We start from the raw sequence: 26,564 nt of genomic DNA, 5'->3' as shown, positions 1-26,564 counted from the left end.
CGAAGCCCGCGCAGTAGGGGCGGGAGACCTCGCCGTTGGGCGGTCCGTGAAGCAGGAACCAGCCACGGCCGCGAGGCGCGTAGCGCCACCCGGCCGTCAGGTCGGGTCGGAATCCCCCGGCTTCAGCCGTGGGGAGGAGGTCAAGGGAGCAACATAGGGGATAAGAACGCCGGGCCCGGGGCGCTGTCCACATGTGGACAGCGCCCCGGGCCCGGTAGTCTCAGGGTCCCCGTCAGCCGTCCTCGGCAGCCCCCTCGGCCTCGTCCTCCTCCGGAACCCCGTCGACGTAGCTGTGACCCGGCTTCGGAGTGCCGAGCAGTTGTGACACCGTCACCATGGTGTAGCCCTGTTCGTCCAGCTCACGGACGATTTCGCGGGCCGCGTCGATGGTGGAGTCGTGGATGTCGTGCATCAGGATGATCGCCCCGTCCGAGGCGCCGTCCACGGCCCGGTCGGCGACCACGCCCGCCTTGCGGTCCTTCCAGTCGTTGGTGTCCACGCTCCACAGGATCTGGGCCATGCCCATCTCCTCGGTGACCTGGGCGACGGTGCCATCGGTGGAACCGTAGGGCGGACGCATCAGGTCCATCGTGTACCCGGTCTCCCGGTACACCAGCGCTTGGACCGGTTCCAGGTTCGTGCGCACGCCTCCCGCGCCGAGCGTGGCCAGGTCGGGGTGGGACAAGGTGTGGTTGGCCAGTTCGTGGCCCTCCGCGTAGGTGCGGCGCACCGTGAACGGATTCTCCATCACGGGGTGGCCGGTGACGAAGAAGGTCGCCCTGGCGTCGTACTCGGCGAGTGTGTCCAGCAGTTCGGAGGTCCGGCCACCGGGGCCGTCGTCGTAGGTCAGCGCCACGCAGCGGGTCTCGGGATCGGCGCAGTCGATGCCGTCGTCCACGGGGGAGAACTCACCGGGGGAGGCGACGCCGGTTCCGTCCTTCTCGGCCTCGGGGGCCGCGGCCACGGTGAACTCCTCGACGCCCTTGGTCGCGGCCTCGCGCGCCCGCACCCCGAACTCCGACAGCAGTTCCTCGGCCTCCTCGCGTTCGATCACGACGTCGACGCGCCCTTCCGAGGTGGGCGCGACCTGCCCGTCGTCGAACTCCACGATCAGGTCACCCTCGGGACTGAACGCGAGGGAGTCATAGAGGACGCTGATCGGGTACAGGGACCCGGTGGAGACGGTGTCCGGGACCTCGTCGAGCACGAGGTCGTTGAGCGCGGCCAGTTCGTCCTGGCCGGCGAGCAGACCGCTGGAACCGTGCACCGAGCCGTCATCGGTCTCGTACCAGTAGGTGCTGTGACCGACGCGGGTCTCCTCCGAGTCGGTCTCTGTGGTGGTGATCCGCACACCCACGACCCCGTCACGGGCGGCGGTCAGGCGCCATTCGCCCTCGAAGGACGCCGCGCCGGGGTTGGCGGCGTCGAAGGCGTGTACCTGGTCGGTCAGGGTGCGGTCCAGGAAGTCGGTGAGGGGGTCGGCGTTGGGGATGACCGGGTAGGCGACGGCCACCTCACTGTCGCCCTCGTAGTCGACCGATGTCTCCTCGGTGCCGGGGAGCGCGGCCGTGTCCACCACGGTCATCCCCTCCTCGGAACCTTCCGCCGGAGGGTCGTCGTCGGTTTCCACCGCCGCGTTCCGTGTGATGCTCTCGATGACTTCGTCCTCGGGCAGGACCGGTGGTCGTGTCGCCGACAGCACCAGTCCCAAGAGGACGACCACCGCGATCGCTGCCGCGAGAACGGGGCGGTCGGGGGCCATGCCGGGACCGTCTTGCTGCTTCACCTGGGGGCTCTCCACGCTCATCGTCAGACGAACGTTCGCGAAAGGACGGGGGTCTTTCGCGTAACGCTGGTTTCGGGTGTGATGCCGGGCACACGAAATGGGTTCGCTCGTGTTCTCCGGGCCAAGGGGTCACGCCGGGTGCAGGGGCGAAGGGGATGCTCCCTATACTTGCAGGCGTGGAAGGTACACACTCCCACCATCGGTTCCCGGAGCCTGCTCCGGTCGGTCGGAGTGTGTCGAAAGAGGGAACCCGGTGCGAATCCGGGACTGCCCCGCAGCGGTATGTGGGAACGAGCGTCGCCATGAGCACTGGTGATCCGACCGGAAAGGTCGGAAAACCGGGAAGCGGTGATCATTAGGAAGACCGGCGCGCAGCGCCGGAAACGCCCACGAGTCCGAAGACCTGCCTCCACCCGGTGGCGCGCCTGTGCCGCCGGTGGTCCCGCGCCCCGAGGGAGGGCCGAGGTCGTCAGGCACGTGCCCCCGGGTGCGCCCCTCGTCGTGCCGCGCTCCTCGCCCTTTCCTCGTGGCCGGTACCCGGCTTTCGACGAGGGAGAGAAGCTTCATGGTCAGCAACCCCGCGGCCTCCGGGCCGTCCGTGCGCTCCACGGTCCACGGTTACCCGCGCATCGGTCCCGCCCGCGAACTCAAGCGCGCCAGTGAGTCCTACTGGAAGGGCGACACCACGGCCGCCGAACTCGACGCCGTCGCCGCCGACCTGCGCAGGGGCGTCTATGCCCGGCTGCGCGAGGCCGGGGTGGACGACATCCCGTCGAACACCTTCTCCTACTACGACCAGGTGTTGGACACAGCGGTCCTGTTCGACCTCGTGCCCGCCCGTTTCACCTCCCCGGCCCAGGCCGAGGAGCGGGACGAACAGCTGCGCCGCTACTTCGCCCTCGCCCGGGGCGAGCAGGGCGCGCCGCCGTTGGAGATGACCAAGTGGTTCGACACCAACTACCACTATCTGGTCCCCGAGCTCTCCCCGAGCACCCGCCCGCGCCTGGTCGGGGACAAGCCCCTCGCCGAGTTCCGTGAGGCCGCCGAGGCAGGTTTCCAGACCCGACCGGTCCTGGTCGGTCCGTTGACCTTCCTGTTGCTGGCCAAGGCCGCCGAGGACGCCCCCGAGGGCTGGGAGCCCATCGAGCTCCTCGACCAGCTCCTGGACGCCTACGCCAAGCTCCTGGGCGACCTGTCGGCCGCGGGCGCCACCGAGGTCCAGCTCGACGAGCCGATCCTGGCCACCGACGAGGGTCGCGCCGCCGTCGACCACCTGGAGCGCGTCTACCGGCGTCTGGGGTCGCTCACCGAGCGCCCCTCGCTCCTGGTGTCCACCTACTTCGGTTCCATCGGCGCCGCCGCCCTGCGCGTGCTCAAGGACTCTCCGGTCGAGGCCGTGGGCCTGGACCTGGTCACCGACTCCGAGGGTGCCTCCGACCTCACCGCCGTATCCGGTCTGGGTTCCACCCGCCTGGTCGCGGGCGTGGTGGACGGCCGCAACGTCTGGCGTACGGACCTGCCGGCCGCCGTCGCCGAACTGGGCACCCTCCTGGCGCTGACCGACGAGCTCACGGTGAGCACCTCCTGCTCGCTGCTGCACGTGCCCATCGACCTGGACGCCGAGACCTCCCTGGCGCCCGGGCTGCGCTCCACCCTGGCCTTCGCCGAGCAGAAGACCCGGGAGGTCGCGCTGCTCGGTCGGGTGCTCTCGGAGGGGGCCGACGCCGACTACCAGGGCGCGTCGGAGCCGCAGGACGCGTCCTTCACCGACGCCCGGGTGCGCGCACGCCTGGACGCCCTCGGCCCGGACGCCTACGAGCGCCCCCAGGACCGGGACGCGGCCGCACTGCGGCCACTGACCACGACCACCATCGGCTCCTTCCCGCAGACCGCCGAGCTGCGTCGCGCCCGCGCCGCGCACCGACGGGGCGAACTGCCCACCGAGGACTACAAGGCACTCCTGCGCGCGGAGATCGACCGGGTCATCGCGCTCCAGGAGGAGATCGGTCTGGACGTGCTGGTGCACGGTGAGCCCGAGCGCAACGACATGGTCCAGTACTTCGCCGAACAGCTGGAGGGCTACGCCACCACCGAGAACGGATGGGTGCAGTCCTACGGTTCGCGGTGCGTGCGCCCGCCGATCCTGTTCGGTGACGTCTCGCGTCCCGAGCCGATGACGGTGGAGTGGATCACCTACGCCCAGTCGCGCACCGACAAGCCGGTCAAGGGCATGCTGACCGGCCCGGTCACCATGCTCGCCTGGTCGTTCGTGCGCATCGATCAGCCGCTGGGAGAGACCGCTCGTCAGGTGGGTCTGGCCCTGCGTGACGAGGTCTCCGACCTGGAGCGGGCCGGCATCCGGCACATCCAGGTCGATGAGGCGGCTCTGCGCGAGCTGCTTCCGCTGCGCGAGGAGCATCGTGCGGCGTACCTGAAGTGGGCGGTCGACTCGTTCCGACTGGCCACCTCCGGGGTCGCGTCGAGCACGACCATCCACACGCACATGTGCTACTCGGAGTTCAACCAGATCGTCGACGGGATCGAGGCGCTGGACGCCGACGTCACCAGCGTCGAGGCGGCCCGGTCGCGCATGGAGCTCGTGGAGGCCTTGGGCGAGCGCGGTTACAAGCGCGGGATCGGTCCGGGCGTGTACGACATCCACTCGCCGCGGGTGCCGTCGGTCGAGGAGATCGAGGCCTCGCTGCGGCTGGCGGTGTCGCACGTGGACGCCGCGAACCTGTGGGCCAACCCCGACTGTGGTCTGAAGACGCGCGGTTACACCGAGACCGAACAGGCATTGCGCAACATGGTGGAGGCGGCCCGCCGGGTGCGCGCCGACCTCTGATCCCACCCCGACACACGAAGAGGGGGCCGCGGCGCGAAGCCGTGGCCCCCTCTCGTCGTCTCTTCCGGGGAGGAGTCGGTGGTCGCCTACTCGGCGCCGAGCAGGGCGATCGCCTCTTCCGCGGAGTTGGTGAGCAGGGCCTCGACGTCGTCGACCATCGTCAGGTCGGCGCCCTCGAAGTCCGAGACCTGGTAGGTGATCTCGATGTTCATGTTGGCCGAACGGACCAGCATGATCGCCGTGGGAGCGGGGTCGTCGAGGATGATGTTCTCGGTGATGACGAGGTGCGCCTCATCGCCGAGACCGTCGATCTCCTTCTCCTCCTCCAGGTTCTCCTCCGGGTAGTAGTCGCTACCACCGGTGTAGTTGGCGAGGGAGTCCTGGTAGTCCGACGAGGCGCCTTCGACGGAGTCGCTGCCGGCGTAGGGCGTGGCGTACTCCAGCCAGAGGCTGCTGTAGGCGCGCTCCGGGTTGCCGTCGGGGGCGTCACCCGTGGCCGTGCAGCTGGCGCGGTTGTCGGAGACGCTCTTGCTGGGGTTGTCCCGCAGGATGAAGTCCGTGGAGACCTGCTCGGTGATGGCGTCGCAGGGCTCGATGGGCAGCGCGTAGGGCGGCTCCCCGGCGGGCCCGTCACCGCCGCCCGAGTCGGGTTCCTCGGTGTCGTCGTCGACCGGCTCGTCGGTCTCTTCGGTGCCCTGGGTGGTGTCGGGGCCGGTGGCGATCTCCTCGCCGCCGGTTTCACGCGTGACGAGCATGACGATCACGGCGATGACGAGCACCACGATGATCGCGCCGCCGCCGATGACCACCCAGAGGCCGGCCTTGCTGCCGCCGCCACCGCTCTGGGGCGGCGGGGGCGGGGGGTATCCGCCGGGTCCACCCGGACCGCCGGGGCCGCCGTAGGGCGGCTGACCGCCCGCGTACATGCCCTGGTCCTGACCGGGGCCGCCCTGGTAGGGGCCCTGGCCATAGCCCGGCTGCCCGCCGGTGCCGCCCCCATAGGGGTTCTGCGGAGGCTGGTTGTAAGGTCCGTTTTCGCTCATGGCTCCCCTCGCCCGGTGAAGTATTGGCCGTGTTCTCTGGGACGCGTGTGTCCACTGGTGGGTTCTCACGAGTTTCCCGTGCCGACCGTCGGCGGATCGCCGGGTGGGTGACGGCGCGGGAGACCGTGGGGGAGGAGAGCCCGGGACCAACGCCGCTCCGCGGGCGAGTGCGGTACGGCGAGGAGCGGGAATTCCCCGTGTCGTGAGTGGATGCCCCGACTGCGCGCGGGGTTCTTTCCGACCGCCGAGACGATGCCGAGGGGACGGGCCACGGCGACCGGGGTCGGGACGACGAGCATCCTAACCGTGACCTTAAGGGAAGCGGGGTAGCGGACCAGGGGTAACGGGGCGAATCGTCATCGATTCGTTCCGCTCGAGCCGCACGTCACCCTTGGTGTTGCTTGATCGTGATTATCCTGTGCGGGCTTTCGAGTCGTTCCACCGGTAGGAGGAGCCATTTTCTGCCCTTGGTCCCGAGAGGGCGGTGCGAGGAAATTCGTTCTTCCATACCCGCCGGGGTCAGAACATCGAGATGTGCACGTGGTCGAAGTGGTTCTCGGTGATGCTGCCGCGGTCCGACATCGGGCGCCAGTCGGTGTCGCCTCGACGCACGTCCCAGATCTGTTGGCGGTAGATCACGTACATGACCCCGAGGTCGTCGGCGTTGTCCCTGGCCCAGTTCGCGATGTCCCAACCGCGCTCGACCTGGTCCTCCGAGGGCATGGAACCGTTGCCGTCCACCATGAAGTCGCAGGCCCGGCCCTTGGGGTGCTCACCCACGACCCAGCCGCCCACCGCGCGGTAGCAGCCGACACCGCCCACTTCCGACCCGCGCCCGAAGATCTCGATGCCCAGGTCGCGCATCTGCTCGGTGCGCGGGGTGATGTTGTCCGGCGGCCGCATGGGCTGTTCCGGGTGGTCGGCGATGAGCCGGCGGACGTCCATGCGACGCTCCTCCAACTCGTCCATGTCGGCCTCGGCCTCGGCCAGGCGGTCCTCGGCGTTGTCCTGGGCGACCTCGTCCCGGGACAGGGCCTGGTCCAGCTGGTCGATCTTGTCCTGGTTACTGGTGGACAGGTAGTCGATGACGATCGCGCGCTCGATGACCTCGTCCGGCTCGGCCTCGACGAACAGCGACATGGAGGGGTCGATGCCGCTGCTGGTGTAGGTGGCCACCGCCAGGGAACGGACCTGCCCGCGGGCGGCCTCCACGTCCTCGCGGGTGGAGTCGGCGCGCGACTGGGCGCGGTCGGCCTCCTCCATCACGTTCTCCATGTCCCGGAGTTCGCCGTTGTACTCCTCGGTGAGGGTCTCGGCGCGCGACTCCAGGGTGCTCATGTCCTCGTTGTCCCGGGGAGCCGGCGCGGCTACGGCGGGCGAAGGCAGGGCGAAGGCGGCCAACAGCGACAGGACCACCGCCGCGGTGCGGCCCGGGCCCGGGTTCGTGCGCACGACCGTCGGAAACGGGCGCGCGCAGTCGGCGATCAGCTCCCGCCAGGTGCGGACGGGAGGATCGGGTGCCCAGAAGTCGGCGTGGTCGGCCACTCGGCTCGGATCGTCTGACTGCAAGGTGTGGTCGCTCCTCGTGCCCACACGCGGACCCCCTGGCGGGCACGGGGGCGCTGTGGACGCAGATGCTCGTCTTTCCCGGACAGGGCACGGGGCGCGACGTCTTCGCGGGCCGCGCCGCACTCACCCCGCTCGAAGGGGGAAGGTCACGGGACGGTAATGAGTCTAAGCATTCTCACGGGTCTTCGGGAGGGACGAGAGGATCACATCCCCTAGCAAAGCCGTAGATGTGGTCTAAATAACCATATTCGGGTCAAGGATTTTGCCGAATCGAGGCGTTCAAGATGGTTGAGTTGGTGCCGTGATGGCTCCTGAACACTACGAAACGACCTCCGCCACCTTGGCGGAGACCACCCGGCGGTGCGTGCCTCTGCCCGGTGGCCGTTGTCGTCCGTCCCGTCGTTCCTGAGCCCGAGGCGAGAATCCGCCCCGTTCGGCGCCACCGCGCCCTCCGACCGCCGCTTCGGCGCGTCGCCGCCGCTCGCCCACCGCGCGCTTCGTACGCTCGGACGCGGGCGTCGACCCCCCACGCTGAGTCCGGTCTCCTTTCGCGCCCGCACGCGCGTGGGAGCCGTGACACCACCGCCAGACGTCGATGGGAAAACCGTGATTGACGCAGTGGGTCTCCACAAGACCTACAGGTTGAAGAAACGTCGGATCGAAGCCCTGAAGGGGGTCGATCTGCACGTCGAGTCCGGCGAGATCTACGGGGTCGTGGGCCAAAGCGGTGCGGGTAAGAGCACCCTCCTGCGCTCGGTGAACCTTCTGGAACGCCCCGACGGCGGCACCGTCCGCGTCGGAGACGAAGAACTCACCTCGCTGCGCGGTGCCCGCCTGCGCCAGGCCCGACGCCACATCGGCATGGTGCACCAGCACTTCGCCCTGCTCGCCTCGCGCACGGTCGCCGGCAACGTCGGCTTCCCGCTGGAGGTCGCGGGGGCGTCCCGCGCCGCGCGCGCCACCCGGGTCGGCGAACTCCTGGAGCTGGTCGGCTTGGGCGACAAGGCACGCGCCTATCCCTCCCAGCTCTCCGGCGGCCAGAAGCAGCGCGTGGGCATCGCCCGCGCCCTGGCCTCCGACCCCAAGCTGCTGCTGAGCGACGAGGCGACCTCCGCCCTGGACCCGGTCACCACCGAGTCCATCCTCGCGCTGCTGCGCCGACTGCGCGACGAGCTCGGCCTGACCATTCTGCTCATCACGCACGAGATGGACGTGATCAAGCGGATCTGTGACTCCGCCGCGATCATGGAGGACGGCGAGTTCCGTGAGTCCGGCCGGGTCCTGGACCTGATCGGGACCCCCGGTTCGCTGTTGGCGCGTTCGCTGTTCCCGCTGCCGGAGCACGGGGGCCCGGAGACGGTGTTCATCACCTACCCGCGTTCCTTCGACGAACCGTTCATGTCCGAACTGACCCGTCGGTTCGACGTGGACGTCAACATCCTCGGTGGTGGTGTGGAGCAGGTCGCCGGTCAGTCCGTGGGCCGGCTCAGCGTCGACATGCGCGGAAGCCGTCGAGGTGAGGCACTGACCTACCTGTCCGAGCACGGCCTGCTGGTCGAGGAGGCCGGAAAGTGATCACCAACGAGATCCTCTACCTGGCCCAGGAGGGCAACGCGGTGACCGCGATCACCGACTTCGTCCAGGACTGGCCGAACATGTGGCCGAGCCTGTGGCTGGGCACCATGGACACCGTCTACATGGTGTGGTGGGCCACGGTCTTCAGCGTCCTGTTCGGTCTGCCCCTCGGTGTGCTGCTCGTGGCCACCGACAAGGGCGGCCTCATTCCGGCTCCGACTGCGCGCGCGGTGCTCAGCGCCATCGTCAACATCGGCCGTTCGCTGCCGTTCATCGTGTTGATGGTGGCGGTGCTGACGCTGACCCGCTTCCTGGTGGGCACCACGCTCGGCCCGACGGCCGCCATCGTGCCGCTCAGCATCGGCGCCATCCCGTTCTTCGCGCGCTTGGTGGAGACCGCGCTGCGCGAGGTCGATCGGGGCGTCGTCGAGGCCGCGCACGCCATGGGCACGCGCAAGTTCACCATCGTGGGCAAGGTGCTGCTGCCCGAGGCCATGCCCGGGCTCATCGCCGGCCTGGTGATGACCGTGGTCACGCTCATCTCCTATTCGGCGATGGCCGGCGCCATCGGCGGCGGCGGTCTGGGCGACCTCGCCATCCGTGAGGGTTACCAGCGCTTCAACGACCACTACCTGTGGGCGACCGTGATCCTGCTCGTGGTGATCGTGCAGGTTGCGCAGAGTCTGGGCGACCTGCTGGTGCGCCGACTGTCCAGGCGCTGACGTGCCCCTCTCGATCCCGTCCCCCGTGATCCCCCTGAGTCGTCCGGTACCAACGGCAAGGAGACAGCCATGACAGGGAGAGCGAACGTGCTGCGGGGCGCCGCGGTGTTCGGCGCCGCGACCGTGCTGCTGGCGGGGTGCGGGAGCCCGAGTGAGCGGGCCGACGAGGGTGGTGGCGACGACGACGTGGTGACCCTGAAGGTGGGGGCAACACCGATGCCGCACGCGGAGATCCTGGAGTTCGTGAACGATGAGCTGGCGGCCGAGGCGGGGCTGGCCATCGAGGTGGTCGAGTACACCGACTACAACCAGCCCAACGCCGCCCTCGTCGAGGGAGAGCTGGACGCGAACTACTACCAGACGGTCCCGTTCCTGGAGGAGTATCAGCAGGGCAACACCGACGCCGACCTGGAGTACGTGAGCAACGTGCACCTGGAGGCCTTCGGTCTGTACTCGGAGGAGTTCTCCGACCTGGCGGAGCTGCCCGAGGGCGCGGAGATCGGGGTGCCCAACGACGTGTCCAACATGGGCCGGGCGCTGAACCTGCTCGACGCGAACGACGTGATCACCCTGGCCGAGGACGCGGGGGACAACGCGACGGAGTCCGACATCGAGGAGAACCCGCTCGACGTCACCCTCACCCCGGTGGAGGCCGCGCAGTTGCCGCGTTCCCTGGAGGACCTGGACGCGGCCGTGGTCAACGGCAACTACGCGCTGGAGGCCGACCTGGCCGAGAACGCGAACGTGCTGTCCTGGGAGGAGACCGAGGGCAGTGTGTATGGCAACGGTTTGGTGGTGCGCGCGCAGGACGCCGAGTCCGAGGAGATCGAGCGACTCGACGAGTTGCTGCACAGCCCGCAGGTGAGCGACTTCATGGAGGAGCGCTGGCAGGGCGTGGTCATCCCCATGGGCGGAATGCGGGACGACGAAGACTAGAGGTCTGGTGCTCGGGCGTCGAAGGCGGATCGGCCTTCGACGCCCGAGCCATGTCGGTAACGGTTGGGTTTCGGGGGGCTACTGGCGAGTTGACTTGACCCTCGGGTTCTGCTTCGGTTATGGGAGCGCTCCCAAGCTGATTTCGCTCGTCATGGAAGGTGCGTAACAAAGCAGTGAGTAACCCCAACGATTTCCCCGAGGGCTTCCTCTGGGGGGCGGCCACCGCCTCCTTCCAGATCGAGGGCGCCACCACCGCCGACGGCCGAGGCCGCAGCATCTGGGACACCTTCGCCGATACCCCGGGCAAGGTGCTCAACGGGGACACCGGTGACCCCGCGGACGACCACTACAACCGGTACGCCGAGGACATCGCGCTCATGAAGCGCCTCAACCTCGGCTCCTACCGCTTCTCCATCGCCTGGCCGAGGATCCTGCCCGAGGGCGGCGGCAAGGTGAACCAGGCCGGCATCGACTTCTACGACCGACTCGTCGACGGCCTCCTCGAAGCCGGTATCCAGCCCTGGGCCACGCTCTACCACTGGGACCTGCCCCAGACACTGGAGGACGCGGGCGGCTGGCCCGAGCGTGACACCGCGTTGCGCTTCGCCGACTACGCCAAGGTCGTCGCCGACGCCCTCGGCGACCGGGTCTCCCACTGGATGACCATCAACGAGCCCTGGTGCTCGGCCTTCCTGGGCTACCACAACGGCCACCACGCCCCCGGTCACCGGGATGCGGAGAAGGCCCTGGCCGCCACCCACCACCTGCTCCTCGGCCACGGCCTGGCGGTCGAAGCGATCCGTTCCACGGGTCGCCCGGCCACCGTGGGCCTGGCCCACAACCAGGCGGTCATCCGACCGCACGGAGCCAACGCCGCCGACACCCGGGCCGCCCGACGGGCCGACGGTGTGCGCAACCGCATCTTCACCGACCCCCTGTTCAAGGGCGCCTACCCGGCGGACGTCCTGGAGGACCTCGCCGACATCAGTGACTTCTCCTTCGTCAAGGAGGGGGACCTGGCCACCATCTCCGCCCCCTTGGACTTCCTGGGGGTCAACTACTACTCACCCGAGTTCGTCGCGGGTTCGGCCAAGGGCCTCGACCCGGCCCTGGTCAGCGGCGAGGGCCAGGCCTGGCTGGGCGCCGACCCCGAGGAGGTGCACGTCTCCCAGGGGCTGCCCGTCACCCACATGGGATGGGAGATCGACCCCAGCGGCCTGTTCGACGTCCTCCAACGACTGGCGGGCGAAAGCGGCGGCATCGACCTGTACGTCACCGAGAACGGCTGTGCCTTCGAGGACACCGTGGTCGACGGTGCCGTCCACGACGTGGACCGCACCGACTACTACGAGGGTCACCTACGGGCCGCCAAGGAGGCGATCCACGCCGGAATCCCCCTGCGCGGCTACTTCGCCTGGTCCCTACTGGATAATTTCGAATGGGCGTGGGGATACTCCCGCCGATTCGGCATCGTGCACGTGAACTACGAGACGCAGGAGCGCATCGTCAAGGACACGGGCCACTGGTACGCCGAACTGGCCAGGACCGGCAGGTTCCCCACACGGTGAACCACGAGAGTTCGTGGGGTGTCCCTCCGGGGCACCCCACGCGCTCCGGGACGGGTTCGGCCCCGGGCACGGGACCGGACCCGTCCACGCCCGCCGTCCGGAAGGTCCGGTCGGATCGGTAGAGAACGCGCAAGGAGCCTCGAAGTGGCCAAGAGCGGCGGTCGACAGCGACCGACCCTGGAAATGGTGGCGCAGCGGGCCGGGGTCGGCCGGGGAACCGTGTCCCGGGTGATCAACGGATCCTCACAGGTCAGCCCCCGTACCCGCGAGGCGGTCCACGACGCGATCTCGGAACTGGGCTACAGCCCCAACCACGCCGCGCGAACCCTGGTCACCCGACGCACCGACACGGTCGCGTTGGTCGTCTCGGAGTCCAGGGACCGACTGTTCGAAGACCCGTTCTTCGCCGACATCATCCGTGGCGTGAGCTCGGTGCTGCACGAACGCGACCTGCAGTTGATGCTCACCACCGCCCGGGGCGACGCCGAGCACAAGCGGGTAGGCGAGTACCTCAGCGGCTCGCACGTGGACGGTGCCATGCTCGTCTCCCTGCACCGGGACGACCCCCTCACCTCTCGGTTGGCCGACTCCGGCGTGCCGGTCGTGCACGGAGGTCGGCCCTACTCCGAGGTGGTGCCCGCGCGCTTCTTCGTGGACATCGACAACGTGGAGGGCGGGCGCGTGGCCACGCGCCGGCTGCTGGAGACCGGACATGAGCGCGTGGGGACCATCACCGGCCCCCAGGACATGAACGCCGGCATCAGCCGCCTGCGGGGCTTCCGGGAGGCCATGGCCGAGAGTGGTCGTGAGGTCGACCCGAACCTGGTGGCGCAGGGCGACTTCAGCGTCGAGGGCGGGGCCGTGGCCATGGCGGGGATGCTCGACCAGGGCGGGAACCCGGACGCCCTGTTCGTGGCCTCCGACATGATGGCCATCGGTGCCATCCGCACCCTGCGCGAGCGCGGCCTGAGCGTGCCCGAGGACGTGGCCCTGGTCGGGTTCGACGACAGCCTCATGGCCCAGCACAGCACCCCGGCGCTGACCACGGTCCACCAGCCCACCGTTCAGATGGGTCAGGAGATGGCCCGACTCCTCGTGGACGTCGCCATCCCGCGTGCCGCCGACTCCGAACGCGTCACGCTGGAGACCCACCTGGTGGTTCGCGAGTCGGCCTGAACCGGGATCCGGATCGGTACGGGAACCCCGACCACGCCGCTGACCCGGACTTTCGTCCCTTTCGTCCCTCTGGACTCGTCGGTCCGGCCTGTGCGAGGCTGGTCCAGGTTTCGGGACGGTGGGAGCGCATGGATTCGACGGGGGAGCCCACCCACGCCCGGTGCGCCATCGCCGAGTGCGGTTGGTGCGATCGGGACGGGCTGCAATGCCGATACTGCCGTGGCACCGGATGGTGGCGGCCGGAACGGCCGTACCGGGAGGTCAGCGGTGTGATCGTCTGGTCGCGGATCGACGAGCCCTGTCGGGGTTGCGCCGGGACCGGAAAGGAACACGGCCCGGTGGCCGCCATCTGAGGGCGCGGTGGGATCATGGCCGCGTGAGATGGACGATCGCGGGGACCGACCTCGCGAGGAGCCTGACCAGTACGGGGGAGTGGGCGCATTGCGTTGGGTCACCTATCTGTCGCCGAGCGGCGGCGGTACCCGAGTGGGGGCGCTCGACGACGGCGACGTGATGGGCAGCCCCGACGAGGGCACCCTGGACCGGCTGTTGGAAGGCGGTCCAGCGGTTCTGGAGGCCGCACACGAGCGCGCCGTGGAGCACGCCATCGAGATCATCGTGGAACCGGAGACGCGGATGTGCGCCCCGGTCGCGCCCACCACACTGATCCCGGTCCGGATCGGCGACCGCGAGCTGGAGATCCACCCTGAGATGGTGCGCGGCGTCGACGACGCCGTGCTCTCCGAGGCCCGCGTCGCCTGTGTCGGCGTGGCCGCGCTCACCGTCGGCCGGGGCGAGGCCTTGGCCTACACGCCCGCCTGCCTGTGGCTGGACGCCACCGGAGACGCGGTGCAGCTGATGTTGGGTCCGGTCCTGACCACCGCCGACGAGATCGTCGGCGGCACGGTGGAGATCGCCACCTCGGTGGAGGACGAGGAGAACGGCCGCGGCCGGATCGACCTGGAGGACGAGGAGCTCGCCCACGGCCCTGGTCGGGTGCGGGCGCTGCTCACCGTCGTCACACCGGCCCTGGAGGTCGACGACGAGCTGTTCGTCGACGTGGGCGAGCTCGGTACCTTCGAGGTCAGGGTCGGCTCCCAGGTCTGACCGAGGGGTCAGGGCGTGTACTCCCAGTGCCAGGGCTCGAAACCGCCGCGAGCCCAGTCGGGGTTGTCCCATCCGTACCCGGGGGCGTGTTCGAGCATCCAGCGGTGTTCGACGGTCTCGGGTTCGTTGACGCCGCCGCACAGGTCCACGGCCACGCCCATCCCGTGCGCGCTGGTCCCGGGGTGGGCCGCCATGCCGGGCAGCATCTCCTCGAAGAGCCGCACCTGCTCGTGGTAGGGCCGGTAGGAGTCGGTCACGCACATCGGACGGCCGAACTCGGACCGGTAGGCACCGTCCAGTTCGATGAAGGCCTCCGCGGCGTCGGAACGCAGGCTCTCCCCGCCCTGGGGGAGCGGGCACAGCATGGTGTTCGGGACATGACCGTTCTTCAGCCCGGTGGTGTCGCCGGGATCGCACGCGCTCCCGTGGGCCGGCCGGGCCTCGCCCGGCCCACGATCCTCCGCCCCGTCCGCCGTGGGCTCCGTCCCCGCCGGGTCCCGGGGTGTGTTGGCGGCCCGTGCGTCGGCCAGAGCCTCCTCCAGCTCCGTCTGCTGTTCGAGCAGCTCCCGCGCGCGCTCCTGCTGCTTCTCGATCGCGTCCTCGGCCTCCTTGCGGGCCTCGTCGGCGGCGTCGGTCGCCTCGGCCTGTTCCTCCTCAGCGGTACCGGCGGCCTCGGCCAGAGTGGCGGCGGCGACCTTGGCGGCCTCCGCTCGACTCACGTCGGCGGAGCGGTGCTCGCCGAGGAGGGTGAGGTAGGCGCCGCGTTCCAGGAGTCCCAGGGGACCTTCGGGACCGGCCCAGGCACGGGTGATGCTCAGGTCGGCCCCCTTGTAGGCGCCGGCGGCCTGGCGGGCGGCGCCCAGGCGACGGTCGTCGTGGCGTTCCGCCGCGGTTTCCGACCGTCGGTCGGCGGCCTTTCGTGTTCGGGTCGCCTCCTCCAGCCGCCCGGCCTCCTCCTTGTAGAGGTCGATCTTCTCCGTGGCCTCGTCTCGAAGGGTGGCCACCTCCGAGCGGGCGGTGGCGAGCTCGACACGCAGCGTCCGGAGTTCGTCGGCGGGCTCGGCCGCGGCGGGTGCGGCGAGGGAGAGCGAGCACAGCAGGGTGACGCTCAACGGGAGCAGACCTATGACCGAAATATGTCCGAGTACGCCGGTCCGATCCGATTCCATGGTAGAGCCCAGGGTGTCAGAATCATCACTCTGGGTGTTCGTATTCGAGCGTCGTGCGGTGTGCATTCCCGAAAACTCCCCCGGACCTGCATATGTGGCCTGTCAGGATGTCACGGGTCGTCGCTCTTGGTAATGAAGCGGGGGGTGTGTCCAAATAGTTACCTCAATGTCTGAGGTGGTTTCGGTCTCCCCGTCTGACCTGGGTGATTGGTCATAATGTGGGCGTAGGGGGCATTATGTCCCTGGGTGAACGATGATGATCTTGCTGATCGGCACCAAACGACCGAAGCGAGTGCTTCGCGCCCATTGATACGCTATCCACCGCACGCGCACCTCGAAATCTCTAGGTGTGCGGCTCCTCTCCTCCCAGGCGAGTCCGGCGGACAGTCTTCACATCTCCCCACACTCCCACCGCTTTCTGCATCTGGTGGACCATGTGGTCTCAACCGATTTTCCGGTCCGGAGCGGTCCAACCCCTGGGTTCAACAGCCGTTCGAGGCGGTGACACGAAAGGTTGCGAGGGTCCGTGTCGACACGAGCGACGAAAAACGGGGCCGGCGCGCAGAGTGAGGCCGCGCAGGCCGACAGCGCCGATGCCACGCCCCGGCGCAGAGCCAATTGGTGGCGGCCACGTAACTGGCGGGTGCGCTCCCGACTGGTGGCCCTCATCGTCATTCCCACCGCCGTGGCGCTCGCGCTCGGTGGTCTGAGGGTCTACGAGGCCTCGGTCTCGACCGTCACCCACGCGCACATCGAGGACAGAGCCGAGGTCGGCGTCCTCATCGTGGAGTTGGCCAACCAACTGGGTCGTGAGCGCACGGCCAGCGCGGTCTACATCTCCGACAGTGCGGACCCGAACAATCGTTCGGACTCCCTCCGTCAAGAACTGGACGAAGAACGGGACTCCTCCCGTGACCTCCAGAGCACACTGACCGCTCGCCTGGACGACATGGGCGAGATGGACGGGGACCTTGCCCAAGGTCGCCTTTCCACGATGCGCAGTCAGCTCGCCACCCTCGAAGCCCTGCGCACCGAGGTGGACGAGACCCGCATCACGGTCCTTCCGGTGGTCACCAAGTACCGCACCATCGCCCGGTCCCTCGCGGACTTCAACCAGACGATCGCGGACGAGACCAACGACACCGAGCTGCGGGAGAGCGTCCGCGCCCTCACCGCACTGTCGAACGCGCGAGACCAGCTCTCCTACGAGACGGCGCTGATGGGCCACTCCCTGGCGCGGAACTCGATGACCGGCGGTATCTCCGAGGCCATCGACTCCAGCCGGGCCCGCTACGAGAACGAGATCTCGAACTTCGTTCAGGCGGCCAACCCGAACCAGCGCGCGATCTTCGACGAGAACTTCACCGGTCTGGAGGTCAGCCAGGTCTCCACCATGCGCATGCGCGTCATGTACCGCGCCGAGCGCGGGGACGACCTCACCGGTGTGACCGCCAACGACGGTCCCGAGGACTACAAGGCCATCGCCGAAATCGCCCTGGAACGTCTCCAGCTGGTCGAGACCGGCCTTGCCGAGGGCATCGCAGAGGACGCCAACGACCTGCGCGGCACGGCCCTGCTGCGCACGATCATGGACCTCGTCATCGTCGCCGGCGTGCTCCTGGCCGTCTTCATCCTGACCTCGCTGGTGGTCCGCTCCCTGGTGCGCCCGCTGCGCATCCTGGAGGACGGCGCCCGCCGAGTCGCCGAACGCGACCTGCCGGACGCGATCAACCGGATGCAGGAGGCCGGAGCGGTCCCCGACACCGTCAAGGTGACACCCATCGAGGTCGACACCCACGACGAGATCGGCGAGGTGGCCCGTGCCTTCGACGACGTTCACCGCGTCGCCCTGACGCTGGCCTCCGACGAGGCCGCGCTGCGCAGCAACGTCAACGCGATGTTCGTCAACCTCTCGCGTCGAAGCCAGACCCTGGTGGAACGGCAGCTGCGTCTGATCGACGGTCTGGAGCAGTCCGAACAGGACTCCGACCGCCTGTCCGACCTCTTCCAGCTGGACCACCTCGCGACGCGTATGCGTCGTAACAACGAGAACCTCCTGGTTCTGTCCGGCCAGGACAACACCCGCAAGTGGGCTCAGCCCGTCCCGCTGGTCGACGTCCTCCGTGGCGCCGTCTCCGAGGTCGAGCAGTACGAGCGCGTCAACGTGCGCGCCCCTTCCCACATCTCGGTCCTGGGCCGTCCGGTCAACGACGTCATCCACCTCGTCGCCGAGCTGGTGGAGAACGCCACCGCGTTCTCCCCGCACGACACCGAGGTGCTCGTGAGCGCCAAGAGCCTGGACAGCGGAGCCGTCCAGGTCGACGTCACCGACAGCGGTATCGGCATGGCGCCCGAGGACCTGGCCGCGGTCAACGCCCGACTGGCGGCCCCGCCGGTCATCGACGTCGCGGTCTCGCGCCGCATGGGTCTGTTCGTGGTCTCGCGCCTGGCGCACCGCCACGGCATCAAGATGAACCTGAAAGAGGCGCACGGCGGCGGCACCACCGCGGTCGTGACCTTCCCGCCGGACCTCCTCATCACCCCGGTCGACGGTCAGCACGCCCTGGGAGGCCCCGACGCCCGTCCCGAGCTCTCCGCTGGAACGCCCGACACCTTCGCCGACGCCCAGGCGGCCTTCGCGGCCACCCCGGCGGCGCAGGAGCCGGGCAACGACCCCTGGGACGACCAGGACGGCGCGGGTCTCGCCCCGGGCGACCTGGGTGGCCTGCCCAAGCGCACGCCCGGCGCGGGTACCCGTGCGGACGAGCACCCGCCGAGCGGGCAGGACCTGTGGAACACCGACAAGAGCGGTGACACCGGTTCGGTCTGGGAAGCACCCAAGCGGGCCGAGGGGATCTCTCCCACCAACGGCGCCTTCGGCGACAACGTCGGCTCCGTGGTGGACCCCTACGACAAGCCGGAAGAGGACGAGCCGAAGCCGGAGCAGACCGGTCGCAGCCTGTTCGACCCGGCGCCGCGCAACACCGACACCGGATCGTTCTCCGCACCGGATACCGGAGCCTTCCGTCGACCGGGCGCCGACACCGGCGCCTTCCGCCGGCCCACCGAGGCCGAGCGGCGGGAAACCGACTCCTACGACGCTTTCGGCGGTCGTACCGATGCCGCTCCCACGGACACCGGGACCCACCGCACGAGTGCGTTCGACACCGGCTCCGGTCGGGGCGCGGGTCGCCACGACGAGGCCGGCACCGAGTCGTTCCCCGCGGTCTCCGCCTGGGACCCCGCGCCGGCCGGCCCGGAGCAGTCGCAGCAGCCGTCCCAGACCGACCCCAACGAGACCGGTGGCCGCCGCAGCGGTATCGGCGACAGCCGTGAGGGTTACGGCTCCACCGCCTACCTCTCGCGCCGCTATGGTGGGGCTCAGGGGCCGAACAACACCGTTGTTCCCCCCACGCCCGCCGGTGAAGGCTTCGACTCGCTGCCGATCTTCGACGCGATCGAGTCCAACTGGTTCAAGCGTCGCAGTGGTGGACCCACCGTGGACGCCACCGAGACCGGTCCGATCCCGCAGGTCTCGCCGGCGGAGGGGCGCGCCCCGGCCGCCGAGGCCGCTCCGCGCGCCGAACGGGCTCCGCGGGCCGAGTCGACCCAGGGTTCCGAGCAGGATTGGAACTCCGCCGCGGACCGTGGTTGGAAGGCCGCACGTACCGCCGCCGAGCCGCTCGCGGGTGGCCTGACCACTTCGGGCTTGCCAAAACGGGTTCCCAAGGCAAACCTTGTCCCAGGGACCGCACCCAAGCCGGAGAACTTCAAGCAGATGCCCACACGAAGCGCGGACCGCGTCCGCAACCGCTTCACGGGCCTGCAGAAGGGCGTCCGGGACGGGCGCACCCGACTCGGCGACAATCCGGTGGAGGAGTGACTCACGTGGCCAGTGGTGGGACGGGGTCCCTCTTATTCCGGGAAGCAGGATGCAATAGCATCTATCGAGCTTCTCGGACGCACCACACCCGTCACTTGACCAGAACAGAACACCAGACTCCCGGCCTCCCCCACGGGAGGGGCCGGGCAGTTCGCAGAGGCAGTGCTGTCACATGCCGTGCCGGCGGTAGCAGTGCCGAAAGACCAGCCGGCGAACTTGGACAGGAGATCAGATGAGTCGACAGGTCAATGAACTCAACTGGTTGATCACTGACTTTGCCGACCGGGTACCCGATGTCGCCCACGCGATCGTCGTCTCCTCGGACGGCCTTCCGTTGGCGTCATCCTCGGGCTTCCCCACCGACAGGGCGGACCAGCTGGCGGCCATCGCCTCCGGCCTGTCCAGCCTGACGCAGGGAGCGTCCCGGGTGTTCGAGGGTGGAGCGGTCGCCCAGACCGTCGTGGAGATGGAGCGGGGGCTGATGCTCATCATGGCCATCAGCGACGGCTCCTGTCTCGCGGTCCTCGCGGCGGCCGAGAGCGACCTCGGTCTGGTCGCGTACGAGATGACCCTGCTCGTAGAGCGGGCCGGGAGGGCGCTGACACCAACGGCGCGTACCTCGGGAATCCACTGATCCACCACCGACAGGAGGAAGTGGTGGCACCTCACAGTAGAGATGCCGGGAGCGCCTCGTGGTTCGGCCAACAGCCGGGCCATCCCCCCACGGGAGGGATGCCGGCCGTGCCGGGCGGCGGAGATGTTCCTCGACCAATCCAACAACCGTATGACCAACGACCCGCGTCGAGCAGCGCGCCCAGTTCGCTGGTGCGTCCGTACGCGGTCACCAAGGGCCGTACCAAGCCGAAGTCTCAGCTTCCACTGGAAGCGCTGATCTCGGCCACGGAGGCGGCCCGGAACGAGTCGGGCATGCTGACGCCTGAATGGCAGGCGATCAGTGACCTGTGCCGGGAATGGCGTTCCGTCGCGGAGATCTCCGCGTTGTTGCGGATGCCCCTCGGCGTGGCGCGGGTGCTTGTGGCGGACATGTCCGAGCAGGGACTGGTCCAGATCAGGTCTTCGCTCAACAACGAAGCTCGCCCCAACACCAACCTGCTTGAAAGGGTGCTCAGTGGACTTCGCAAGCTCTAGCCCAGCCGAGGAAGGCGGTGCTGGGGGGAACGCGATGACGTCGGTCAAGATCGTCGTCGCCGGGGGCTTCGGTGTCGGGAAGACGACATTCGTTGGCTCTGTCTCCGAGATCGTGCCGCTGACGACCGAGGCGGTCATGACCAGCGCCAGCGTCGGTGTGGACGACCTCGCCAAGACGCCGGACAAGCAGACCACCACCGTCGCCATGGACTTCGGTCGTGTCTCCCTCGACTCGGACCTGATCCTGTACCTGTTCGGCACCCCCGGACAGCACCGGTTCTGGTTCATGTGGGACGACCTGGTCAAGGGCGCCATCGGTGCCGTCGTGCTGGTGGACACCCGCCGGTTGGCGGACTGCTTCCCCGCGATCGACTACTTCGAAGAGGCGCGTTTGCCCTTCATCGTGGCGATCAACGGGTTCGACGGCTACTACCCCCACGCCGCGGACGAGGTCCGGGACGCTCTCACGCTCAGCCCGGAGATCCCCATCGTCCAGGTGGACGCCCGTGACAAGGGCTCCACGAAGTCGACGCTCATCACCCTCGTCGAGCACGCCATCACGGTGGGGGACCCCGAGGGCGCCGCAGGGCAACAGCCCACCTCCACCGGGGGTCAGAACTCCTGGCGGTGACCGGAACCTCCCGGGCCGGGGTCCCGCACGAGCACGGCCCGGTTCCCGTCTGACGGGAACCGGGCGTCCGTGCCGGCATCATGGCCGGATGAGCTCTTCCTCCGACGCCGCCGCGATGACCCGACGGTTCCGTGAGGTCGCCGAGCGGGTGCTCGACGCGTTGCTGGAGGACGCGCCCGAATGGGCGTTGGACCTCGGCGACGTAGGCGGCGCCCACCGGTTGACCGATCACACGGTTCAGGCCGACACACGCCGCGTGGCGACCCTCACCGACGCACTCGGTTCCCTCGACGAGATCGACCAGGACCTGTTGCCGACCGAGGACTCGGTCGACCTGGAGGTCCTGCGTTCACGTGTGTCGGCCGATCTCTGGCACACCGCCGAACTGCGACCGCACACCTGGGACCCCCTGACCTACGCGCCGGGAGAGGCCCTGCACGTCCTCCTCGAACGCGACTCCCTGCCGTTGCCGGAGCGCTTGGAGGCCCTGGCGGCCCGCTGCGCGGCCCTTCCCGACCACCTGGCCACCGCCCGTGAGCGACTCTCGGAGGGGCCGGGCGTCCCACGTGTGCACGCGGAGACCGCGTTGGCCCGACTGGCCGGCGCCCGCACGCTGCTCACCGACGAGCTTCCCGCACTCGCCGCGACCGCTTCCACCCCACCATCCCGGTTGGAGGGCTCCCGTGAGGCGGCACTGGCGGCCGTGGACGAGTACACCTCGTGGCTGCGGGCGGAGAGCGAGTTCGCCACCGCCGATCCCCGTCTGGGTGAGCGGGTCTTCGCCGCTCGGCTCTGGTACACCCTCGACTCCGAACTCTCACCCGAGGCCCTGCGCGTGCGCGCCGAGAGCGACCTCATCGCCACCGAAGAGGAACTGGCGGAGGTCGCCGCCGAGTACGAGGGCCGCCCCCGACACCCGGGGCAGGCGAGCGAGGTCCTGGCCGCCCTGGCCCGGGAGAACGCCACCGACGCGGACACGGTCCGACCCATCGCCGAACGGGCCCTGGCGCACCTGTACGAACGGGTGCGCGAACTCGACCTGGTCACCGTGCACGACGACCCGGTGCGGGTGGTGCCGATGCCCGAATCGCGCCGTGGCGTGGCCGTGGCCTACTGCGAACCGCCCGGTCCGCTGGACCCGCGCATGGCCGAACTGCCCACCCTGGTCGCCGTCGCCCCGCCGCCCGCGGACTGGCCCCGCGAACAGCGGGAGTCGTTCTTCCGTGAGTACAACGGAATGCTGCTGCGCAACCTGATGGTCCATGAGGCGCTGCCGGGGCACGCCCTCCAGTTGGCCCACGCCGCCCGCCACGACGGTTCCACCCGGGTGGGACGGGTGCTGTGGAGCGGTACCTTCGTCGAGGGGTGGGCGGTGCACGTCGAGTCGGTCCTGGCCGGACACGGTTGGACCGACGGAACCGACGAGGCCTCTCGCAGGGAGAACCTGGCGCTGCGCCTGGTCCAGCTCAAGATGCGGCTGCGCATGATCCTCAACGCCATCCTGGACGTTCGGGTGCACACCAAGGACATCACCGAGGCAGAGGCGATCGCCTTGATGGTCGAGCGCGGCCACCAGGAGGAGGGTGAGGCACGCGGCAAGTGGCGCCGGGCCGAACTCACCAGCGCCCAGCTGTCCACCTACTACGTCGGTCAGGCGGAGATGGCCGACATCGCCCGTGACCTCGAGGTCGCCCGACCCGGGGCGTCGGAGCGAGAACGCCACGACGCGATGCTCGCCCACGGGGCCCCGCCCCCGCGTCACCTACGAGCCCTACTGGGGCTCTGAGCGGCACGCCCGTTCACCGCGCGCTCGTCGGAGCGCCCGTGGTCCACGACACGGGCGCTCCACCACGCTTCTATGCTGGGACGAGACGCAGGAAAACGGTCATCGAGGGAACGGACGAGTCATGCGCGGCGCCGACGACGAGCCCGACAAAGCGACCCCGCCGGGGGTGGGGACCGGTGTCCCCGACGGTCGGGAACGGCTCTGGACCCCGCACCGCATGGCCTATGTCAAGGGCGAGGGCAAGCCCACCGGCCCGCGGGCCGAGGACGGCTGCCCGTTCTGTCGCGCTCCCGAGGTGACCGACGCCGAGGGCCTCGTCGTGGCGCGCGGCGAGACCGCCTACGTGGTCCTCAACATCTACCCCTACACCAGTGGTCACCTGCTGGTCTGCCCCTACCGTCACGTCTCCGACTACACCGCGCTGGACGAGACCGAGACGGCCGAGATCGCCTCCCTCACGCAGGCGGGCATCCGAGCGCTCACCGACTCCCACCGACCGCAGGGCTTCAACGTCGGTCTGAACCTCGGTACGGTCGCCGGAGCCGGGATCGCCGCCCATCTCCACCAGCACGTCGTGCCCCGGTGGGGTGGCGACACCAGCTTCATGCAGGTGATCGGCGACACCGGGATCCTGCCCGAGATGTTGGAGCAGACCCGGAGCCGCCTGTCCGAGTACTGGCCGCGAGGGTGACCCCGATCGGTCCCGGGCCCGAGCCGTGAGACCGCCGTTCCAGTGACGCGCCACCCCCAGCGGGTAGCGGCTCCCACCCCCACGCCCGTTCCCGTCCTACGATCACAAGAAGACATGCTGAGAATCCTTCGTCCCATGATCTCCCGGGTCACCGCTCCGCTCGGCCGGAGCCTGGCCCGGATCGGCCTGACCCCCAACATCGTCACGATCGTCGGCGCCGCGGGTGTCGTCATCAGCGCCCTGTACTTCTATCCCCGCGGCCAGCTCTACGCGGGGTCGGTGGTCATCACCGTCTTCGCGCTCTTCGACATGCTCGACGGCGCGGTGGCCCGAGCCGGGGACAGCGCCAGCGCCTTCGGGGCCTTCCTGGACTCCAGCCTCGACCGGATCGCCGACGCCGCCGTCCTGGCCGGACTCATGTGGTGGTTCGTCGGTGAGGGCGACGACCCGCTGCTCGCGGGGCTCACGTTGTTCTGCCTGATCGGCGGGTTCATGGTGTCCTACATCAAGGCGCGCGCGGAGGGTCTGGGCGTCAACTGCGACGTCGGTGTCGCCGAACGCACCGAACGGCTGGTCATCATCCTGGTCGCGGTTGGTCTGAGCGCGCTCGGGGTGCCCTACGTCCTCGCCGGCGGTCTGTGGCTCCTGGCCGGAATGAGCCTCATCACCATCCTCCAGCGGCTCATCGAGACCCGCGCCCGCCTCAACGACCCCGACTTCACCGAAGAACAGGGTGAGGACTCCGACCACAAGACCGACAAAGACGTCTGAGCCACACGGCCGGGCATCGTGACGACGAAGAAGCAGCGGGACGAGGAAGCACGACGTGGACGAACGCATGGCCGACCTGGCCTACGCGGCCGGGTGGTCACTGGTCCGCCGCTCACCGGAGAGCGTCGGGCGGGCGGTCTTCCGCCGGATCGCCGACCGTTCCTGGCGCACCCACGACGCCGGCACCAGGGGCCTGGAACGCAACCTGCGCAGGCTGTTGGGCCCCGACGCCTCCACCGTCCGGCTCAGGGCCCTGTCCAAGGCGGGTATGCGCTCCTACATGCGCTACTACTACGAGCTCTTCCGCCTGCCGGCCATGGGGTGCGACCACATCCTCTCCCGCACCCGACAGAGCGGCGTGGAGGTCCTGGAGGAGCACGTCCGCTCCGGCAGGGGAGTGGTCGCCGCCCTGCCGCACATGGGCAACTGGGACCACGCCGGTGCCTGGATCGCGGCACGCGGCACCCCGCTGACCACCGTCGCCCAGCGACTGAGCCCGGAGAGCCTCTACCGGCGCTTCACCTCCTACCGCGAGTCCCTGGGCATGGAGGTGCTGCCTCTCACCGGAGGGGGCGCCCACACCGTGGGCGTGCTCGCCCGGCGCCTGCGCGAGGGCGGCCTGGTGTGTCTGCTCGCGGACCGTGACATCCACGGCAACGGTCCGGAGGTGGACTTCTTCGGGGAGAAGGCGCGCATGCCCTCCGGCCCTGCGGCCCTGGCCCTGAACACCGGCGCCGCCCTGATGCCGGTCTCCCTCTGGTACGACGGTCCGTACTGGAACATCCGTGTGCACGAGGAGATCCCCGTCGCCGAGGCGCCCACCCGAGCCCAACGGGTACAGGAGACCACCCAGGCGCTGGCCCGGGTGTTCGAGGGGGCCATCGCCGAACACCCCGAGGACTGGCACATGCTGCAGCCGGTCTTCGGCTCCGACCACGAGGCGGACCATGGGTAGGGCCACGACCGCGCCGGAGGCGTCCGTTGAGGGTGGTGGGCGACGGGTGGGCATCGTCTGCCCCTACTCCTGGGACGTTCCCGGCGGGGTCCAACAGCACGTGGGAGACCTCGCCGAGTCACTCATCGGGATGGGTCACCACGTGTCCGTCCTGGCCCCCGTGGGAGACCCCGAACATCCGACCCCGGCCTACCTCGTCTCGGCGGGTCGCCCCTTGCCCGTTCGCTACAACGGCTCGGTGGCCCGTATCCGCTTCGGACCTCGGGCCTCCACGTGTGTGCGCCGTTGGATCGCCGAAGGGGACTTCGACCTCGTGCACGTCCACGAACCGGCCGCGCCCAGCCTCTCCCTGCTGGCCTGTTGGTCGGCGAACGGTCCCATCGTCGCCACCTTCCACACCTCCAACCCGCGCTCACGGGCGATGTCGGCCACATCCACCGCCCTGCGTTCGGCCATGGAGAAGGTCAACGCCCGCATCGCCGTGTCCGAGGCCGCGCGACGCACCCTCGTCGAACACGTGGGCGGTGACGCCGTACTGATCCCCAACGGGGTGTCGGTGCGTCGTTTCGCGCACGCCGACCCGCTCCCCGGGTGGCCCGGCGAGGGTGGCTCCATCGCCTTCCTCGGTCGCCTGGACGAACCCCGCAAGGGCTTGGAAGTGCTATTGGAGGCCTTCACCCGCCTGGCCCCACACCGGACGGGCCTGCGGCTGCTCGTCGCCGGACCGGGTGATCCCGACCTGTCCGGTGTCCCCGACGACCTGCGCGAACGCGTGATCCTGCTCGGTCGACTCGACGAGGCCGACAAGGTCCGCGCCTACCATTGCGCCGACGTCTTCTGTGCGCCCAACCTGGGTGGGGAGAGCTTCGGTATCGTCCTCACCGAGGCGATGGCCGCGGGCGCCGCCATCGTCGCCAGCGACATCCCGGCCTTCGACGCGGTCCTGGACGGAGGCGAGGCCGGGGAGCTCTTCCGGGTCGGCGACGCCGAACACCTGGCCGAACGTGCCGCCGCCCTGCTCGACGCCCCCGACCGGCGCGCGGAACTGTCCCGCGCGGCCCGCGCCGCCGTGCGCGCCTACGACTGGGACACCGTCGCCGCAGACATCGCCCACGTGTACGAAACGGTCCTGGCCGGAAACAGGCCCCTGACCCCCGCCTCGTACCGCCGGGGTGAGCGGCCCTGATCGGTGACGGCCCCTT

General features: G+C 69.3%; 21 protein-coding genes and 1 riboswitch. Of the genes, 17 read left to right on the top strand and 4 right to left on the bottom strand.

Annotated elements, in window-relative coordinates:
- Nucleotides 1-232: 232 nt before the first annotated feature.
- Nucleotides 233-1,762 (bottom strand): polysaccharide deacetylase family protein, encoded by a 1,530-nt coding sequence (locus tag NLI01S_RS06650; protein ID WP_067600863.1) that lies wholly within the window; start codon nt 1,760-1,762, stop codon nt 233-235.
- Nucleotides 1,763-1,988: 226 nt separating this feature from the next.
- Nucleotides 1,989-2,211: riboswitch (cobalamin riboswitch) on the top strand.
- 140 nt (nt 2,212-2,351) lie between these two features.
- On the opposite strand from NLI01S_RS06650, the gene metE reads away from it, so the two are divergent.
- On the top strand, nt 2,352-4,631 hold the full coding sequence (metE, locus tag NLI01S_RS06645; protein ID WP_067600841.1) for a 5-methyltetrahydropteroyltriglutamate--homocysteine S-methyltransferase: 2,280 nt from the start codon (nt 2,352-2,354) through the stop codon (nt 4,629-4,631).
- Between the two features lie 86 nt (nt 4,632-4,717).
- Here the strand turns inward: metE and NLI01S_RS06640 are convergent, their stop codons facing one another.
- Nucleotides 4,718-5,674, bottom strand: coding sequence for a hypothetical protein (locus NLI01S_RS06640; RefSeq protein WP_067600838.1), 957 nt, complete (start codon nt 5,672-5,674; stop codon nt 4,718-4,720).
- Between the two features lie 519 nt (nt 5,675-6,193).
- Nucleotides 6,194-7,243 carry a coiled-coil domain-containing protein gene (locus NLI01S_RS06635; RefSeq protein WP_067600835.1) on the bottom strand — a complete coding sequence of 350 codons (1,050 nt, stop codon included), beginning with the start codon at nt 7,241-7,243 and terminating at the stop codon, nt 6,194-6,196.
- A 618-nt stretch (nt 7,244-7,861) separates the two neighbouring features.
- Here NLI01S_RS06635 and NLI01S_RS06630 point away from each other — a divergent pair.
- The 7 genes from NLI01S_RS06630 to NLI01S_RS06600 all read left to right on the top strand — a co-directional run bounded on the left by NLI01S_RS06630 (nt 7,862) and on the right by NLI01S_RS06600 (nt 14,327).
- Nucleotides 7,862-8,818, top strand: coding sequence for a methionine ABC transporter ATP-binding protein (locus NLI01S_RS06630; RefSeq protein WP_067600831.1), 957 nt, complete (start codon nt 7,862-7,864; stop codon nt 8,816-8,818).
- Nucleotides 8,815-9,540 (top strand): methionine ABC transporter permease, encoded by a 726-nt coding sequence (locus NLI01S_RS06625; RefSeq protein ID WP_067600828.1) that lies wholly within the window; start codon nt 8,815-8,817, stop codon nt 9,538-9,540. The genes NLI01S_RS06630 and NLI01S_RS06625 overlap by 4 nt, the downstream gene beginning before the upstream one ends.
- A 69-nt stretch (nt 9,541-9,609) precedes the next feature.
- Nucleotides 9,610-10,476, top strand: a complete 867-nt coding sequence (locus NLI01S_RS06620; protein ID WP_067600826.1) for a MetQ/NlpA family ABC transporter substrate-binding protein — start codon at nt 9,610-9,612, stop codon at nt 10,474-10,476.
- 173 nt (nt 10,477-10,649) lie between these two features.
- Nucleotides 10,650-12,044, top strand: a complete 1,395-nt coding sequence (locus NLI01S_RS06615) for a GH1 family beta-glucosidase (protein WP_067600822.1) — start codon at nt 10,650-10,652, stop codon at nt 12,042-12,044.
- 144 nt (nt 12,045-12,188) lie between these two features.
- Nucleotides 12,189-13,220 carry a LacI family DNA-binding transcriptional regulator gene (locus tag NLI01S_RS06610; RefSeq protein ID WP_067600820.1) on the top strand — a complete coding sequence of 344 codons (1,032 nt, stop codon included), beginning with the start codon at nt 12,189-12,191 and terminating at the stop codon, nt 13,218-13,220.
- Nucleotides 13,221-13,348: 128 nt separating this feature from the next.
- Nucleotides 13,349-13,573 carry a hypothetical protein gene (locus NLI01S_RS06605; RefSeq protein WP_067600817.1) on the top strand — a complete coding sequence of 75 codons (225 nt, stop codon included), beginning with the start codon at nt 13,349-13,351 and terminating at the stop codon, nt 13,571-13,573.
- An 88-nt stretch (nt 13,574-13,661) separates the two neighbouring features.
- On the top strand, nt 13,662-14,327 hold the full coding sequence (locus tag NLI01S_RS06600) for a hypothetical protein (protein ID WP_067600814.1): 666 nt from the start codon (nt 13,662-13,664) through the stop codon (nt 14,325-14,327).
- Between the two features lie 8 nt (nt 14,328-14,335).
- Here NLI01S_RS06600 and NLI01S_RS06595 read toward each other — a convergent pair whose 3' ends face one another.
- Nucleotides 14,336-15,496 carry a M15 family metallopeptidase gene (locus NLI01S_RS06595; protein WP_223809138.1) on the bottom strand — a complete coding sequence of 387 codons (1,161 nt, stop codon included), beginning with the start codon at nt 15,494-15,496 and terminating at the stop codon, nt 14,336-14,338.
- A gap of 643 nt (nt 15,497-16,139) precedes the next feature.
- Here NLI01S_RS06595 and NLI01S_RS06590 point away from each other — a divergent pair.
- The 9 genes from NLI01S_RS06590 to NLI01S_RS06550 all read left to right on the top strand — a co-directional run bounded on the left by NLI01S_RS06590 (nt 16,140) and on the right by NLI01S_RS06550 (nt 26,548).
- Nucleotides 16,140-19,379 (top strand): sensor histidine kinase, encoded by a 3,240-nt coding sequence (locus tag NLI01S_RS06590; protein WP_067600809.1) that lies wholly within the window; start codon nt 16,140-16,142, stop codon nt 19,377-19,379.
- A 232-nt stretch (nt 19,380-19,611) separates the two neighbouring features.
- Nucleotides 19,612-20,013 (top strand): roadblock/LC7 domain-containing protein, encoded by a 402-nt coding sequence (locus NLI01S_RS06585; RefSeq protein WP_067600806.1) that lies wholly within the window; start codon nt 19,612-19,614, stop codon nt 20,011-20,013.
- Nucleotides 20,014-20,111: 98 nt separating this feature from the next.
- The gene (locus NLI01S_RS06580) at nt 20,112-20,528 is read left to right on the top strand and encodes a DUF742 domain-containing protein (protein ID WP_223809137.1); all 417 of its coding nucleotides are present in this window, start codon (nt 20,112-20,114) and stop codon (nt 20,526-20,528) included.
- A gap of 34 nt (nt 20,529-20,562) precedes the next feature.
- Complete coding sequence (locus tag NLI01S_RS06575) at nt 20,563-21,159, top strand: GTP-binding protein (RefSeq protein ID WP_067600800.1); 597 nt, start codon at nt 20,563-20,565, stop codon at nt 21,157-21,159.
- An 88-nt stretch (nt 21,160-21,247) separates the two neighbouring features.
- Nucleotides 21,248-22,945 carry a DUF885 domain-containing protein gene (locus NLI01S_RS06570; protein WP_223809136.1) on the top strand — a complete coding sequence of 566 codons (1,698 nt, stop codon included), beginning with the start codon at nt 21,248-21,250 and terminating at the stop codon, nt 22,943-22,945.
- Between the two features lie 121 nt (nt 22,946-23,066).
- Nucleotides 23,067-23,636: an HIT family protein gene (locus NLI01S_RS06565; protein ID WP_067600796.1), complete on the top strand. Its 570-nt coding sequence runs from the start codon at nt 23,067-23,069 to the stop codon at nt 23,634-23,636.
- A 135-nt stretch (nt 23,637-23,771) separates the two neighbouring features.
- A complete protein-coding gene (gene pgsA, locus NLI01S_RS06560; RefSeq protein ID WP_067600793.1) occupies nt 23,772-24,407 on the top strand; it encodes a phosphatidylinositol phosphate synthase in 636 nt (211 codons plus the stop codon).
- A gap of 55 nt (nt 24,408-24,462) precedes the next feature.
- Complete coding sequence (locus NLI01S_RS06555; protein WP_067600790.1) at nt 24,463-25,362, top strand: phosphatidylinositol mannoside acyltransferase; 900 nt, start codon at nt 24,463-24,465, stop codon at nt 25,360-25,362.
- Nucleotides 25,355-26,548, top strand: a complete 1,194-nt coding sequence (locus tag NLI01S_RS06550; RefSeq protein ID WP_067600787.1) for a glycosyltransferase family 4 protein — start codon at nt 25,355-25,357, stop codon at nt 26,546-26,548. The genes NLI01S_RS06555 and NLI01S_RS06550 overlap by 8 nt, the downstream gene beginning before the upstream one ends.
- Nucleotides 26,549-26,564: the final 16 nt, after the last annotated feature.

This window comes from Nocardiopsis listeri NBRC 13360, assembly GCF_001570765.1.
GTDB lineage: Bacteria > Actinomycetota > Actinomycetes > Streptosporangiales > Streptosporangiaceae > Nocardiopsis > Nocardiopsis listeri.
This window is presented reverse-complemented; position numbering and strand designations above follow the sequence as displayed.